Annotated in this window: 11 protein-coding genes and 1 rRNA gene; 6 read left to right on the top strand and 6 right to left on the bottom strand. The window is 39.8% G+C overall.

The window, feature by feature from the left end; all coding sequences use genetic code 11:
* Positions 1-162 precede the first annotated feature (162 nt).
* The 3 genes from ppc to BMW38_RS13780 all read left to right on the top strand — a co-directional run bounded on the left by ppc (position 163) and on the right by BMW38_RS13780 (position 5,438).
* Positions 163-2,847: a phosphoenolpyruvate carboxylase gene (gene ppc / locus BMW38_RS13790; protein WP_092709035.1), complete on the top strand. Its 2,685-nt coding sequence runs from the start codon at positions 163-165 to the stop codon at positions 2,845-2,847.
* 298 nt (positions 2,848-3,145) lie between these two features.
* On the top strand, positions 3,146-4,441 hold the full coding sequence (locus BMW38_RS13785; RefSeq protein ID WP_005037795.1) for a solute carrier family 23 protein: 1,296 nt from the start codon (positions 3,146-3,148) through the stop codon (positions 4,439-4,441).
* Between the two features lie 106 nt (positions 4,442-4,547).
* On the top strand, positions 4,548-5,438 hold the full coding sequence (locus BMW38_RS13780; RefSeq protein WP_092709032.1) for a LysR family transcriptional regulator: 891 nt from the start codon (positions 4,548-4,550) through the stop codon (positions 5,436-5,438).
* A gap of 9 nt (positions 5,439-5,447) precedes the next feature.
* On the opposite strand, the gene BMW38_RS13775 is transcribed toward BMW38_RS13780, so the two are convergent.
* From BMW38_RS13775 to ilvD, 3 genes are all read right to left on the bottom strand, one after another.
* Positions 5,448-6,179 carry a sulfite exporter TauE/SafE family protein gene (locus tag BMW38_RS13775; protein ID WP_213031166.1) on the bottom strand — a complete coding sequence of 244 codons (732 nt, stop codon included), beginning with the start codon at positions 6,177-6,179 and terminating at the stop codon, positions 5,448-5,450.
* A 78-nt stretch (positions 6,180-6,257) separates the two neighbouring features.
* Positions 6,258-7,547 (bottom strand): hypothetical protein, encoded by a 1,290-nt coding sequence (locus BMW38_RS13770; RefSeq protein WP_092709029.1) that lies wholly within the window; start codon positions 7,545-7,547, stop codon positions 6,258-6,260.
* Positions 7,548-7,863: 316 nt separating this feature from the next.
* Entirely contained in the window at positions 7,864-9,693 is a 1,830-nt protein-coding gene (gene ilvD, locus BMW38_RS13765) for a dihydroxy-acid dehydratase (protein ID WP_042895987.1), read from the bottom strand.
* Positions 9,694-10,041: 348 nt separating this feature from the next.
* On the opposite strand from ilvD, the gene fmt reads away from it, so the two are divergent.
* Both fmt and rsmB read left to right on the top strand, forming a co-directional pair.
* Positions 10,042-11,004 carry a methionyl-tRNA formyltransferase gene (gene fmt / locus BMW38_RS13760; RefSeq protein WP_092709026.1) on the top strand — a complete coding sequence of 321 codons (963 nt, stop codon included), beginning with the start codon at positions 10,042-10,044 and terminating at the stop codon, positions 11,002-11,004.
* Positions 11,001-12,305, top strand: coding sequence for a 16S rRNA (cytosine(967)-C(5))-methyltransferase RsmB (gene rsmB, locus BMW38_RS13755; protein ID WP_092709023.1), 1,305 nt, complete (start codon positions 11,001-11,003; stop codon positions 12,303-12,305). Before fmt ends, rsmB begins: the two co-directional genes overlap by 4 nt.
* 39 nt (positions 12,306-12,344) lie before the next feature.
* On the opposite strand, the gene BMW38_RS13750 is transcribed toward rsmB, so the two are convergent.
* Together BMW38_RS13750 and BMW38_RS13745 are read right to left on the bottom strand one after the other, a co-directional pair.
* On the bottom strand, positions 12,345-12,488 hold the full coding sequence (locus BMW38_RS13750; RefSeq protein WP_004640212.1) for a methionine/alanine import family NSS transporter small subunit: 144 nt from the start codon (positions 12,486-12,488) through the stop codon (positions 12,345-12,347).
* 12 nt (positions 12,489-12,500) lie between these two features.
* A complete protein-coding gene (locus BMW38_RS13745) occupies positions 12,501-13,979 on the bottom strand; it encodes a sodium-dependent transporter (RefSeq protein ID WP_092709020.1) in 1,479 nt (492 codons plus the stop codon).
* 655 nt (positions 13,980-14,634) lie between these two features.
* Here BMW38_RS13745 and BMW38_RS13735 point away from each other — a divergent pair.
* Positions 14,635-15,327 (top strand): TIGR04219 family outer membrane beta-barrel protein, encoded by a 693-nt coding sequence (locus tag BMW38_RS13735; RefSeq protein WP_092709017.1) that lies wholly within the window; start codon positions 14,635-14,637, stop codon positions 15,325-15,327.
* 146 nt (positions 15,328-15,473) lie between these two features.
* Here BMW38_RS13735 and rrf read toward each other — a convergent pair.
* Positions 15,474-15,588, bottom strand: a 5S ribosomal RNA gene (gene rrf, locus BMW38_RS13730).
* Between the last annotated feature and the right edge of the window lie 224 nt (positions 15,589-15,812).

The following is a 15,812-nucleotide window of genomic DNA, read 5'->3' as shown; positions in this document are numbered from 1 at the left end:
ACCATTGCCAAAAGTTGTACTGAGTGCATGTCATCGTTAACAGCATCGCATGCAAATTAAATGTTATTTTTTAAGCAAAAATTCACATTTTCTTACGCTCAAAGCTTGGAATGTTTGTTAATCACGCTATATTCGATAAGGATAAGAACAGGAGAAAATAGCATGGTTCAGCAAATCGATGCGCCACTGCGCGAGGATGTCCGCTTACTTGGTAATTTATTAGGTGAAACCCTAAAGCAACATGCAGGACAAGAGCTGTTTAATCAGATCGAGCAAATTCGTGCCCTTGCTAAAGGTGCACGTGATGGCCAAGCTGAAGCCCAAAAGCAACTAGAACAATTATTTTTAAATCTACCCGACGATGAACTACTTCCCCTTACCCGAGCTTTTTCTCATTTCCTAAATTTTGCCAATATTGCCGAGCAATATCATGTGGTCCGTAGCCGCAGACAAGCAGAATTCGATTCGGATGCCAACTCTCCGAATCCACTTGTTCACCTATTTGAAAAATTCAAAGATAAAAGTATTTCAACAGAAAAACTATTCCAACAAGTTTGTGATCTTGATATTGAGCTAGTGCTTACAGCACATCCGACCGAAGTCAGCCGTCGTACGCTCATTCAGAAATATGATGATATCAATGCTTGTCTATCACAGCTTGATCAGCAAAAACTTACTCCACGAGAGCGTCAAAGTGCACTTGCCAACTTAAAACAACAAATTAGTTCAGCATGGCAAACAGATGAAATTCGTCAGCACCGCCCGACTCCTGTTGATGAAGCAAAATGGGGCTTTGCGACGATTGAGCAAACGCTCTGGAATGCAGTACCTAAATTTATTCGTGAGTTAAATGAGTTGGTACAAGAAAATTGCCAACAAAACTTACCACTCAACATTGCACCAGTGCGTTTTGCATCTTGGATGGGTGGAGACCGTGATGGTAACCCAAATGTTACCCATCAAATTACACAAGAAGTTCTGTGGTTATCGCGCTGGCAAGCTGCCGATCTCTATTTAAGAGATATCGAAAACTTGCGTTGGGAACTCTCAATTCAAACCTGCTCTGAAGAAATGATTCAGGCCATTGGTAACCAACATGCAGAACCTTATCGTGAGTATTTACGTGCAACACGAGAACGCTTGAAAGCGACTCGTCACTGGTTAGCTCAACGTTTGCAAGGACTCGAAGCAGACGATACGAATGTGATTAAAAGTAAAGATGAGCTCTTACAACCGTTATTATTGTGCTATCGCTCTTTAATCGACAGTAACCTACCTGAAATTGCGAATGGCCAACTACTCGACTTTATCTACCGTGTGAACTGTTTTGGTATTGAACTACTTAAACTCGACATTCGTCAGGAATCAGGTCGTCACCGCCAAGCAATTTCAGCAATTACCGAATATTTAGGCTTAGGCAATTTTGAATCGTGGACTGAGCAAGCACGCCAAAACTTCCTGATTCAGGAATTACAAAGCAAACGTCCACTTTTACCGAAATATATTAATGAACCTGAAGGCAGTTTGATTGGACACCCAGATGTTCAGGAAGTATTTGCCACCATGCGTACTTTGGCAGACCAACCGCCTGAATCTTTAGGAGCTTATATTATTTCTATGGCTGAATATCCAAGCGATGTTTTAGCTGTATTGTTATTGCAAAAAGAAGCAGGTATTCAGCATCCTTTACGTGTAGTTCCTCTATTTGAAACTTTAAAGGACTTAGATGGCGCTGCAACTACAATGAATACGCTGTTCAATATGCATTGGTATAAACAGCACATTCAGGGTAAACACGAAGTTATGATCGGTTACTCCGACTCTGCAAAAGATGCCGGATTTATGTCTGCCAACTGGGCACAATATCGTGCTCAAGAAGAGCTGACTGCAATTGCTCAAACACACGGCGTACAGTTGACTCTGTTCCACGGTCGTGGTGGTTCAATTAGTCGTGGCGGTGCTCCAACTCAACAGGCACTATTTTCACAGCCACCGGGTTCGATCTCTGGTGCAATCCGAGTGACTGAACAAGGTGAAATGATCCGCTTCAAATTCGGTTTAGAAGGGATTGCCATGCAAAACCTTGAAATCTATACCGCAGCAACACTTGAAGCGACCTTATTACCACCACCGGAACCTAAAGCTGAGTGGCGTGAACTCATGAACCGTATGACAGATCATTCTGTTAAGGTCTATCGTCAAACAGTTCGTGAAAACCCACACTTCGTGAAATATTTACGCACTGTCACCCCTGAGCTTGAATTACAAATGTTGCCACTAGGTTCGCGTCCAGCAAAACGTAAAGTGAGTGGTGGTATTGAGTCTTTACGTGCGATTCCATGGGTGTTTGCATGGACTCAAATCCGTTTGATGTTACCTGCATGGCTAGGTACTGGTGCAGCAATTAATGAAGTGATTGCCGATCAGCAAAAAGCAACGCTTGATGAAATGCTCCAGCAATGGCCTTATTTCCAGACGCTCATCGATATGCTGGAAATGGTATTGTCAAAAGCTGATGCCAACATTGCGCTCTATTACGAATCACATCTGACTGAAGATGAAGATTTAAAAGTACTCGGCAACCAATTACGTCAGCGATTAAAAGACGCCGTTCAAACTCTACTTGCTTTAAAAGATGAATCAAAACTTCTGAGTAATAACGAAGTTCTTGATCAGTCTATGCAAGTTCGCAAACCTTATTTACTACCTTTACACCTTTTACAGGCTGAACTGATGAAACGCCGTCGTGATTATCTCGCTGAGCGTCAAGCAGAAAATACCCCTGTTGATCATGCGCTTATGGTGAGTATTGCAGGTATTGCTGCTGGTTTACGTAACACTGGCTAAGCTGATTTTACCGATTGTTTAACAAAGCAGTGCATTACCGATGCGCTGCTTTTTACTTACAAAGTTCCCCAGTTTTCTTAAATTTTCCCCGATTTTCTATTTTTTTAAATATTTTTTAAAAATCATAAAATTAATTTTTATAAGAAAAAAATAACTAAATACGTACATTTAGAATTTAAAAAATTATACCAATCGTTAAAAAATAATTAATTTTCACTGACATACTTCTCTCTAGAGATTAAATGCATTCTCAAGAAAGAGTATCATTGCACCAATTAAAGAATAACGAGTTTATTTTATGTCCAATTGGTTTCCAAAATGGCAGCCTTACCAAGGTGATATTGACCATCGGCCAGTCTCTACCAATGAATATCTCCCTCCAGTTCAAAGTGCTATTTTAGGTATCCAACATGCGTTTGCCATGTTTGGAGCAACTGTTTTAGCACCATTACTGATGGGTTTTAATCCAAATCTTGCCATTTTAATGTCTGGCATCTGTACCATCCTGTTCTTCTTAATTACAGGTGGTCGCGTTCCAAGTTACTTAGGATCAAGTTTTGCCTTTATTGGTGTGGTTGCGGCAGCGACTGGGCATATTACAGGTTCAGGTGCAAATCCAAACCTCTCTATGGCTTTAGGTGGAATTGTTGCGTGCGGTGTGTTTTATGCCCTCATCGGTTTTATTGTGATGCTCACCGGTACACGCTGGATTGAAAAACTTATGCCGCCTGTCGTTACTGGCGCCATTGTGATGATTATTGGTCTAAACCTTGCACCTGTTACGATTAAAGGTGTTGCAGGCCAACCATTTGAAATGTGGATGGCCTTAATTACCGTACTTTGTATGGGAAGTATTGCGGTCTTTACTCGCGGCTTATTGCAACGTCTACTTCTATTGGTCGGTTTAATCTTGGCTTATGTGATTTATGCCATCACCACCAATGGTCTAGGTTTAGGAAAACCAATCGATTTTAGCCAGATCTCTCAAGCTGCATGGTTCGGTATCCCAAGCTTTTCACATCCTACTTTTGACACCAGAGCTATGCTCATTATTGCTCCAGTTGCTCTTATTTTAGTAGCAGAAAACCTAGGGCATATTAAAGCTGTTGGTGCCATGACTGGTGAGAACCTGACTCCACAATTGGGCAAAGCATTTGTCGCAGATGGTTTGGCCACAACACTCTCTGGTAGCGTAGGTGCACCGGGTATGACCACCTACGGTGAAAACATTGGAGTTATGGCAGTAACTCGTGTCTATTCAACCATTGTTTTTGTCATTGCTGGTGTCTTCGCTATTTTCTTGGGTTTATCTCCAAAATTTGGTGCAGTGATTAGTACCATCCCAAATGCTGTTTTAACAGGTGCATCTATTGTCGTATTTGGTTTAATTACCATTGCTGGTGCAAAAATCTGGATTGAAAATAAAGTCGATTTTTCTAACAATAAAAACCTGATTGTTGCTTCTGTGACGATTATTTTAGGTGCTGGAAACTTTGAATTGATGTTTGGTAATTTCAATTTAGGCGGCATTGGTACAGCAACATTTGCAGCCATTATTTTGAACTGGTTATTTAGTTTAAAAGATAAAACGTAAGTTCCAAAAGGCAGCATCAGCTGCCTTTTTTATTATTATTTTTCATCGACCTTTCTTGATCACTTTTTAGTATGATGATCTCTTACCCTTCAATACGTTCCCTGTCATGCGTTTTGATTTTTTTGATTTACAACTGGTTCTCCATATTGTCTCTACAGGTAGCTTAACTAAAGGTGCAGATCGTTCCGCGATTTCACTTCAGGCTGCCAGCGAACGTATAAAAAAACTCGAACAGTATTTTGAAACACCATTATTTATTCGCCAAACTACAGGCGTAGAGCTCACTACAGCTGGTCATGCTTTTGTAGAACATGCTCGTCAGCTTTTAGCACAAAAAGATCAACTCGAACAAGAAATGCAGCGTTTTAGGCACCCTACCACAGAGGCATTAACGCTGTGGTGTAACTCTTCTGCTCAAAGTGAATATCTACCGCCTCTCTTACCGCAATATCTTGTACTGCATCCCGAAATGAATATCGATTTACATGAAGCCGAAAGCTCTGAAATTGTAGATGCATTAACGCAGGGAATTGCCAATTTAGGACTCGTCTCAAGTTTTTTTGATACCCGACATTTGCAAACAAAAGAATTTGCCAGCGACCCTTTAGTTCTGATTTGCCCTACTACCCACAATTTAGCTCAATACCAGGAGCTGAATTTGGTAGATGCTTTAAGTTATGGCTTTATTGGTCTTAAGCCCCACCACTCTCTGCAACAATCAATTGAAACTCAAGCTAAATTACTAGGCTTTAACATACAGTATCGTTTACGTTTACCTAGCTTTGGCGCAATTGCTGAGGTTGTGGCGAAAGGTGTTGGAATTGCAATTATCCCCGCCCGCGCTGCACAGCGTTTGCAATCGGACTATGATTTTCATTCGATTCAATTACTCGGTGCGTGGGCAAATCGTAAACTGCTTTTAGCCACACAAAATTTCAATCAACTCCCTCAAAGCTATCAACAGTTTTCTGATTTTTTACTGCAACATCGCCCTTAAACACTTGGCTTAGTGCAAAACCATATAAATTCCTAATGACACCAAACCAATAAAAAATATACGACGAAATTTTTGTTCATTGAGTCGATAACGGATTTTTTTACCTAACCACATTCCAACTAATGCAGCCAATAAAGCCGCAAAAGATAAACGGTAGTCCAGTGTCATTCCTGACATAGGGTTGTGGTGTAAAAAAACTGCAAGACAAATGGTAGAGACAGTAAAAGTCAGCCCCAAAGCCTGTACCAACTCATCACGTTTTAAATGCAACGACTGCAAGTAAGGCACTACTGGAATAATAATCACACCTGTTGCTACCGTCACTGCCCCACCAATATAACCAATGATGGGCGATAACCAATGTTCATGCTTGCCTAAGTGCGGAAGCTTTTTCACGCATAGACCGTAGAGCCCATATAAAGCCAACATACAGCCTAATAAAATTTCACTACTATGCCCATGACTTTGGCTCAAGGTGGGCAGAAAGCTCCATATTGAGCCCACCACAATGCCTACAAGCAAAGTCCAGAAACGGCGAATAAAAGACCAGACATGCCCCTCAGCGAAAAGCTGCCAGACATTAGTGACCATTGAAGGAACAATCAGAAGAGATGCTGCTTGAAAAGGACTCATTGCGATGGTGAGTAGGCCCATCGATACCGCGGGCAACCCTAAGCCGATCATGCCTTTAATCATGCCAGCAAAGGCAAAAACCACCATAATAATTGCTAGAAATGTCACTGTTTATCTCCGATTCCCTACAAGGCTATGCTACGGAAAAAACAGGCTTTGCCCTATTCTTGTTTTTAGGAGAAGGCCTCAATTAAAAGTTGAGGCTGTTTTATATTTTTCTTCTAATACATTGCTAAAAATACTTTCAATCATCCAAACACGATACAAACTATTAAATACATAGCTTTGCCCATCAATACGCAACTCTAAAACTGGTAAATCAGGCTGATGCTTATCTTTGCAAAATGCGTCATTTTGAGCCAGAACAGATGGCACATCTTGCTCGGTTAACTGCTCAATTCCCAACTGCTGCTGTAATTCTTGGAAATGCTTTTTGAAAGATAAATCTTTGCCTTTTGTCCAAACAGCCTGCAAGATCGTAAAAACCGTATCGATTTGCTGATTTTCCTGCACACTATAGAAAAGTTTTGCCATTTCAAGCGTACTTTCTTCTGTTGGTCGGCAAAAAGGGGTAAAAGCTACATCTGTTCGTTTAGAAACACGGGTTGCCAAACTCCAGTCAAACCAATCTCGGCCTTGATAGCTTAAGGGGTAAACTTTTAATTGAATGTCATAATAATCGGCCAGCTCTTCCTTAATATAAGCAAGTAACAGCCAACTCATTGGATCTTCTAAGGCAATATATATATCGAGTTCAGGACGAAGTGTCTGAATTTCAGTAAGTGCCTCAGCATCATTAATCAAATGTTCACGCCATTCGATATGATTAATTAAAAAGATCGGATTACCAGTAAGTAACTTTTGCTGCTTTAGACGACGGGTTAAACGTAATAAATCATCTACTGCATGATATTTACGTCCACCAAATTCAAAGTATGCCGCCGGTACAGGCTCATCCGTAAAAATACGTTCTGAAAAATGTTGAGGAAGCTGATGTTTAACTGCCATGGCATGTAAAGTACGCAGCTTTCCATATTGCTGCTGCCAAAGCATGTGAAAAATATCTTCTAGTAAATGTAAGAAATTCTGACCTTGTAATGGGGTTCTTTTTAATATGACAGCGGCTTGTTTTAAAGATTCTTGGCTTGGGATTTCTGGAAATTCATCAAAAGCAAAACGGTGTTGCTTGGCTAATATTTTGGCATCATTCAGACAATAATTTTGCCACTCTTCATGTGACATACCATTTGGAGGTTCAGAAGCCGTATGGGAAATAATAATTTTTAAAGGCTTAAGTTCATCACTTAAAATCTCATCGAGCTGAGACAATTGCTGAACAGCCAAATAGCTATACACATCATCAAGTCGTAAATAAATACTTAAACCATTTTCCGTGGGTAACACCGCTTGACGAGAGGGTTTTTGGTAAAACCAACTCGATCGGATAGGGTCAAACCAACGGCGTAGCAGTGACATGAATAGTGCCTCTAAAAAATAAAATCCTAAGCTAGACCAAAAAACTGCTTTGATCGCAGTACAAAGTGCAGCAGAAGCTTAATATACAAAATAATGACGAGCTCTGCTTCGCAGAACAAATATCACGTTATTGCACGTGTTCCTGCATCGGTGAAGATTTTATCATCATTTTATGACAAACCCATAGAATGACTTGCAACACCCTAATCTACAAGCCTATTTTTTTCATCAGGCGAAAAAAATGCACCCTCAACAGATAATAATTCATCATGCTGAAGAGTGCATAATTTCTACTCAATTATTAAAATTGAATATTTTATAGAACGCGTACAGCTCCTTTCGCTGCACTTGTTGTATGCATTGCATAAACTTTTAACGCTTTTGATACCTTACGTTTACGTTCTTCTTTCGGGTGCCAGCCTTTCGCCTCTTGAACTGTACGACGGTGCGCCATAGTCGCATCATCAACGTTCAAGTGAATGGTACGGTTTGGAATATCAATTTCAATGGTATCACCATCTTCAACCAAACCAATGGCACCGCCTTCAGCAGCTTCTGGCGAAACATGTCCAATCGAAAGACCTGATGAACCACCAGAGAAACGACCATCTGTAACTAATGCACAGTCTTTTCCTAAACCTTTTGATTTGAGATAGCTTGTTGGGTAAAGCATTTCTTGCATACCCGGACCACCACGTGGACCTTCATAACGAATAACAACGACATCGCCAGCTTTAATATCATGACCCAAGATTGCCTCTACGGCAGCATCTTGACTCTCAAACACGCGCGCTGTGCCAGTAAATTTTAGGATAGATTCATCTACACCCGCAGTTTTTACAATACAGCCGTCAAGAGCGATGTTGCCGTATAGAACAGCTAAACCACCATCTTTAGAAAATGCATGTTCTGCATTGCGGATAACGCCTTTTTCACGATCGCCATCTAAAGTTGCATAGTAACGATTTTGAGAGAAAGCAACTTGCGTTGGTACACCACCTGGAGATGAGCGATAGAACTCATATACGTCTGCATCTTCAGTGCGAATAATATCCCACTTATCCAATGCATCTTTTAAAGTTTTCTCATGTACAGTTGGTAGTGATACATCAAGTAAATTCGCACGATCAAGTTCACCTAAAATGGCCATAATGCCACCTGCACGGTGTACATCTTCCATATGAACATCTTGTTTTGCAGGCGCTACTTTAGACAATACAGGCACGCGACGTGATAGTTCGTCAATATCGTCCATGGTAAAGTCAACTTCCGCTTCACTTGCCGCAGCTAATAAGTGTAGAACGGTATTGGTTGAACCACCCATTGCAATATCAAGCGTCATGGCATTTTTAAATGCAGCCTTTGTTGCAATTGAACGAGGTAAAATGCTTGCATCTTCTTGTTCGTAATAGCGCTTAGCCAATTCAACAATAAGCTGACCTGCTTTTAAGAATAATTTTTTACGATTAGCATGTGTCGCTACAATCGAACCATTACCCGGTAAAGATAAACCTAACGCTTCGGTTAAACAGTTCATTGAGTTTGCAGTGAACATACCTGAACATGAACCACAGGTTGGACATGCTGAACGTTCAAATTCTTCAACTTCTTCGTCTGTATAACTTTCATCAGCTGCAACAACCATTGCATCAACAAGATCAATCGCTTTTTCATTACCGCGGAATTTGACCTTACCTGCTTCCATTGGTCCACCAGACACAAAAACCACAGGAATATTCAAGCGCATCGCAGCCATGAGCATTCCCGGAGTAATCTTGTCACAGTTAGAAATACAGACCATGGCATCAGCACAATGCGCATTCACCATGTACTCTACTGAGTCAGCAATCAAATCACGTGATGGTAAAGAATAAAGCATGCCGTCATGCCCCATTGCGATCCCGTCGTCTACTGCAATCGTATTGAACTCTTTAGCAACACCACCTGATGCCTGAATTTCTGCTGCAACAAGCTGCCCTAGATCTTTAAGATGTACATGGCCCGGAACAAATTGAGTAAATGAATTGACCACCGCAATAATCGGTTTGCCGAAATCCTCATCTTTCATTCCTGTTGCACGCCATAAGCCACGTGCGCCAGCCATATTTCTTCCGTGTGTCGATGTTTTTGAACGATAGTCAGGCATTAGTGTTTCCAACAAGTTGTGCTTGAGCGAAATTTCTCCCACTCTGGCTGAATGATACTGATATAGCGTTAGATCAGTCGGAATATTGACTCATCATCATAATTTGATCATTCTCCATTCTATAGAAGCAAATAATATTCGGAAAGCCAAGAACAGTAATAGTCAGTCAATATTTAGCAAAACTTACATGAATAATTTTTTATTTTTTCATAACCTTTTTTTATCAATAAAAGTTTTTCAATAATTTTTTGTTCACTATTTAAAAACCAAATCTCTCAATAGCCATGAGTTTAGGGCTTCAAACGTTTTTCACGTATACTACCCACAAACTCTTTTTGGATTGCATTTGTGAAAATTATTTTTGCTGGCACCCCCGAATTTGCTGCAACAGCATTGGCGGCTTTATTAAAAACTTCCCATGAAATTATCGCGGTTTATACTCAACCAGACCGTAAAGCTGGTCGCGGACAAAAATTAACGCCATCTCCTGTAAAACAGCTTGCCCTTGAACATAATATTCCTGTTTATCAACCGCTTCACTTTAAAGCTTCAACAGAAGAAGGCTTGGCAGCGCAACAAGAACTCGCTGCTTTAGGTGCTGATGTGATGGTGGTTGCTGCCTATGGTTTGATTCTTCCACAAGCTGTACTCGATACACCTAAATATGGCTGTTTAAATATTCATGGCTCATTATTACCACGATGGCGCGGTGCAGCACCAATTCAGCGTGCAATCGCAACAGGTGATGATGAAACAGGAATTACGATTATGCAGATGGCTGCCGGTTTAGATACAGGCGATATGATGTATAAAACCTACTGCCCAATCACCGCCGAAGAGACCTCTGCCAGCTTGCATGACAAATTGGCTGTTCAAGGGGCAGAAGCGATTTGTACCGTACTTGAATCAGAACAAAGCTTGCAGAATTTTATTGAAAAACGTGAAGTGCAAGATGAAAGCCTCACAGTCTATGCACACAAGCTCGTGAAATCAGAAGCTCGAATTGACTGGTCAACTGATGCTATTCAACTTGACCGAAATATTCGTGCATTCAACCCTTGGCCTGTTGCCTTCGTTCAACTTGACGAAAATAATGCTCTGCGTGTTTGGAGTTCAACAATTTCTAGTCAAAACAAAGCGAATGTCCAAGCTGGTGAAATTATCGCGATTGATAAGCAAGGCGTACATGTTGCTTGTGGGCAAGATTCCTTTATTTGTCTGACCAGTGTGCAATGGCCGGGCGGCAAAGCAATGAATGCCCAACAAATTGCCCAAACTCAAAAACTTCACGTAGGACAAATTCTGCCATGAGTCAGGTTTCATCAAATTCGTCACGATTTAACTTACGTGCTCAAGTCGTCCAGACGTTATTAAAAGTTCAGCAAGGCCAATCACTCGCTAGTATTTTAAATACACAGCTAAATCAAGTTGCAGAACGTGACCGTGCACTATTTCATGAACTTGTTCTGGGCACACTACGTCAATGGTTTGCGCTTAAATCAATTAGCTTACCTTTACTCAGCAAACCGTTAAACAATGAAACTGTTGAAACCTGTCTTTACGTCGGTCTTTATCAAGTTTTATGCACGCGTATTGCTGCACACGCTGCCATATCTGAAACAGTAGACGCCACTAAACAACTTGGGTACCCAGCACTCAGCGGCATTGTGAATGCTATTTTGCGCCGAGCGACACGTGAAACTGATGAATTTCAACAAGGTTTACAACAGGCGCATGGCTTACCAAGTTGGCTTTATAAGCGTGTGAAAAAAGATTGGGGTGAACAAACCGAGTCTCTATGCCAATCATTAAAGCAAGTCGCACCTTTAACCTTAAGGGTTAATCAACGCCACATTGGCCGAGACGCTTATTTAGCAAAATTACAAAGTTCAGAAATTCAAGCACGCGCATGTATTTTATCTGAAGCAGGCATCGTCCTTGAGCAATCTGTTCAAATTACCCAACTACCCGGTTTTGAAGAGGGATGGTTTTCTGTACAAGATGAGCATGCTCAGCTATGTGCAACATTATTGCCAGATTTAGATAATAAAACAGTGATTGATGCTTGTGCAGCACCCGGTGGAAAAACGGCTCATTTACTCGAAAAGTTTAAACCGGCTCAACTCATTGCTATTGACCAAGATTCTAACCGTTTAGTCCGTGTGACTGAAAATTTAAACCGTTTAGCACTCGATCAAACTCATACTGAAATTTTGGCAGCAGATGCAACCCAATGGATTCCAGCGCAGCCTGTAGATTGTATTGTGCTAGATGCACCTTGCTCTGCAACAGGGGTCATTCGACGTCATCCTGACATACGTTTATTACGCCAATCTAGTGATATAGGCCAAACGATTGAGCTGCAAAAGCAGATCTTGCAGCACATGTGGCAACAACTCAAAGTTGGAGGCACACTGCTCTATATTACATGTTCAGTTTTAAAAGTTGAGAATGAACAGCAAATGATAGATTTCTTTGCAGAACATACGGATGCGAAAGAAATTAAAATTGAAGCTGATTGGGGAATTGAGCAAACCCATGGTCGCCAATTACTGCCGCAAGCACAATCTGGTGATGGATTTTATTATTGTAAAATTCAAAAAATTGCATAAAAAAAGCAGGCTTAAAGCCTGCTTTTTACTAGATCAGCATCAAAGTGTGTGCTGATCTTTTACATCTTCTAAAACATCATCTAACTCTTCAGGATGTTTCGACAAATGTAGAATGGATAAAATCAATCCACCCCATAAAAACACCATCGAAATCACCATCATCACGATTGCCGAAGTATTCATTATTTTATCCTCCTAGCGATCTTTCATTTTGCTTAACACGATTGCAACGACCGCACAGAAAATCACACTGCCCCAGCCGAATACACCTTGTAAGCTCATGCTATAAGTATCATAGCCATTTTTGATCAAATTAAAAACAGTCAAACAGAGTGTAGTTAACAAGATTAAAGATGTAATAACCGTTAAAGTGAAATCCCATCCCTTACCAACTTGAATGGTTGAGATACGATTTATATGGTCACTAAGTTCTTTAAGAGCCGAACGTTTAAACCAAGCTACGCTAATAATTGATATTAATGCGCCACCAATAATCCCGATGTTATTAATAAAGTGATCGACAATATCAACCAGTTTAATTGCATTTACACTTGAGAATAGAATAATTGATACGAGCGCACTACCACCACCAATAATGGTTACAGCTTTTTTACGGCCCCATTTCAATTTATCTTGCATTGCTGCAATAGGCACTTCCAAAATACTGACCATCGAAGAAATACCTGCGACGAAAAGTGAAGAGAAGAATAAGAGACCAAATAAATCGGCACCTGTACCTAAACTTGAAATAATTTTAGGGAATGCAATAAATGCCAATCCAATCCCGCCACTCACCACATCTTTAACTTCAGTACCAGCAGCATGTGCCATAAAGCCAAGCGCTGCAAAAATACCAATACCCGCTAGAATCTCTGTTGATGCATTTGCAAAACCAACGATTAAGCCAGAACCCGTTAAATTAGTTTTTGGTTTCAAATATGATGCATACGTCACCATGATCCCGAAACCAACAGAGAGAGAGAAGAAAGTATGGCCATAAGCTGCTAACCAAACTTTATAATCCATCATTGCTGACCAGTTTGGCGTAAAGAATGCATTCAAACCTTGAACAGCACCCGGTAAACGCAATGACTGGACTACCAAAATCGTGAATAGAACGAATAATAACGGCATGAAAATCTTATTAGATAATTCCACACCCTTTTTCACGCCACCATAAAGAATGATTAAAGTAAGTGCCCAAATTCCAACAATCGGCCAGAATAAATGACTTACAAACTGTAGATCAAAACCAGTCGCTTTTGAGGTTTGTAGGTAAGTATTAAAGAAGAAACCTTCTGGATCACTTCCCCACATTTGACCAATAGAGAAGTAAACGTAACTACCTGCCCACGTCAGGACGCTTGCATAATACAAACCGATGATGATGCAGACACAAACCTGCCACCACCCTAAAGTTTCTCCGCCTTTAAATAAAGCACGATATGCTTTTGGAGGTGAGCCAGTACTACGATGGCCTACCGCATAATCTAAAAATAGTAACGGTAAACCAGCAGTAATGAGTGCCAATAGATAGGGAATAAGAAACGCACCACCACCATTTTCATAAGCAACGTATGGAAAGCGCCAAATATTACCTAAGCCTACAGCCGAACCAACGGCTGCAATAATAAAACCAGATCGTGACGTCCAGTTTTCACGAGAATCTGCCATAAAACACCTAATGTTAAAAGATTACTTATTTTTACTGCTATTGTTGATTGTTATTCCGCATGCAAAAAAAGAACCAAAGAATACTTTTGTGTTTGATTGAGAATAAAAAGCACCTTGTGAGTATTTTTATTTCATTTCAAACAAGCAAAAATAGAAAATTCTTCCTTAAAGATTTTTGTCCATTTTTTGCCCCTATGTAGCTGAACAATACCTGTTTTTATTTCTTTTTACTGTAATTTCCATCAGAAATTTTACGAATTTTCCAAGTTTTTTTCACAATTGGTTATTTTTCAGCTCATCTTTACGCCCTAAAGCTTAGGGTCGGACATTATTGTTCAATGATATTTTATTCCAATTCATTGAAAGAGCTCTTCAATTACTCGACTTATCCAGTAATTTTTTCTTAACTCTTCAGTTTTCAATTAAGATTTAAATGTCACATTACTGTTAGATGACAAAATTTATACTAAAATTTTTATAGGCTTAGTGTCATCAAAACTAATAAATAAATATTAGTTATTTGAAATACATGGATTTTTATTCAGTCTCAAAAAATCTTATAGATATATACTCGATAGGCTTATTTTTTATCAATGCATCTGTAGCAAGATGTCTATATCATGCGCTCGAAGATTTCTTTTATTCGGATGTTAAAATGAAAATATTAAAAATGTCTTTATTAGCGCTCGGGATGGGCTTAAGTGGCTTTGCTCAAGCAGACTTTGTTGGAGTCAAAGGAGAAGTAGGCTACTGGTTTTATGACGGTAAAGCTAATATGTCTTCTCAATTCCCTGATGATCAGGATCTAGATCAAAAAGGTAGTGCTCAACTCTCATTGTCAGTAGAACACCCAATCCCATTTATTCCAAATGCAAAAATTCGTTACGTAAATTTAGATACTCAAACTAAATCAGAAACCTTAGGTCAAGCTAACTATAAAGTTGATTTAGATCATAGCGATTTTATACTCTATTACGAATTACTAGATAATATTGTCAGTGTAGATGCCGGACTTGGTGCAACTGTACTAAATGGTGATATCACTACGTATACAGGTAAGCGTGTGGATATTGATAAAACATATCCTATTGCTTATTTATCAGGTGAAGTAAAACTTCCATTTACAGGCTTAAGTGCTAAAGGTGAAGCAACGTATACAAACTTTGATGATGCACGAATTACAGATGCATTAGCAGAAGTAAAATATAAGTTTGCAGATAACCTATTAATTGATCTTGGTTTAACAGCAGGCTATCGCATACTCAATATTGATTTAGATGACTACGATAATAATGACCTTAAATTTGAGTTTAAAGGTCCCTATGTAGGCTTAGAAGCACATTTCTAAACCAGAACAAGCTAGAAATTTCTTTTATATAAAAAAGGACTCTTCTAGAGTTCTTTTTTATTGCATTGATTCTTTATTTTCGTCATATAATTTTCCAAGCATAAAAAAACACCCTCAACTGTTAAGTTGAGGGTGTTTGAATAATGAGCTGGCGATGACTTACTCTCACATGGGAAACCCCACACTACCATCAGCGCTAAGAGGTTTCACTTCTGAGTTCGGGAAGGGATCAGGTGGTTCACTCTTGCTATGGTCGCCAGCACAACTGGTATGGATACTTGCATTGGTCTTATTGGTTGCCGATGCTTTTTCCAAATCTTTACAGATGGGCTGATTGAGTCTTACTTTATTTTGTTCATTTTAGCTAAGCGTATAACTAAATCAAGTTGCTTTGCATATTAATGAATCGATTGATGCTTTATATACAACTGCTTGGGTGTTGTATAGTCAAGCCTCACGAGCAATTAGTATTGGTCAGCTTCACA

This window comes from Acinetobacter sp. yr461, assembly GCF_900110445.1.
Taxonomy (GTDB): domain Bacteria; phylum Pseudomonadota; class Gammaproteobacteria; order Pseudomonadales; family Moraxellaceae; genus Acinetobacter; species Acinetobacter calcoaceticus.
This window is presented reverse-complemented; position numbering and strand designations above follow the sequence as displayed.

Bases quoted from the DNA above. Each gene is read 5' to 3' on its own strand.
- ppc (WP_092709035.1), top strand. From the start codon at position 163: ATGGTTCAGCAAATCGATGCGCCACTGCGCGAGGATGTCCGCTTACTT.
- BMW38_RS13785 (WP_005037795.1), top strand. From the start codon at position 3,146: ATGTCCAATTGGTTTCCAAAATGGCAGCCTTACCAAGGTGATATTGAC.
- BMW38_RS13780 (WP_092709032.1), top strand. From the start codon at position 4,548: ATGCGTTTTGATTTTTTTGATTTACAACTGGTTCTCCATATTGTCTCT.
- BMW38_RS13770 (WP_092709029.1), bottom strand. From the start codon at position 7,547: ATGTCACTGCTACGCCGTTGGTTTGACCCTATCCGATCGAGTTGGTTT.
- ilvD (WP_042895987.1), bottom strand. From the start codon at position 9,693: ATGCCTGACTATCGTTCAAAAACATCGACACACGGAAGAAATATGGCT.
- rsmB (WP_092709023.1), top strand. From the start codon at position 11,001: ATGAGTCAGGTTTCATCAAATTCGTCACGATTTAACTTACGTGCTCAA.
- BMW38_RS13750 (WP_004640212.1), bottom strand. From the start codon at position 12,488: ATGAATACTTCGGCAATCGTGATGATGGTGATTTCGATGGTGTTTTTA.
- BMW38_RS13745 (WP_092709020.1), bottom strand. From the start codon at position 13,979: ATGGCAGATTCTCGTGAAAACTGGACGTCACGATCTGGTTTTATTATT.
- BMW38_RS13735 (WP_092709017.1), top strand. From the start codon at position 14,635: ATGAAAATATTAAAAATGTCTTTATTAGCGCTCGGGATGGGCTTAAGT.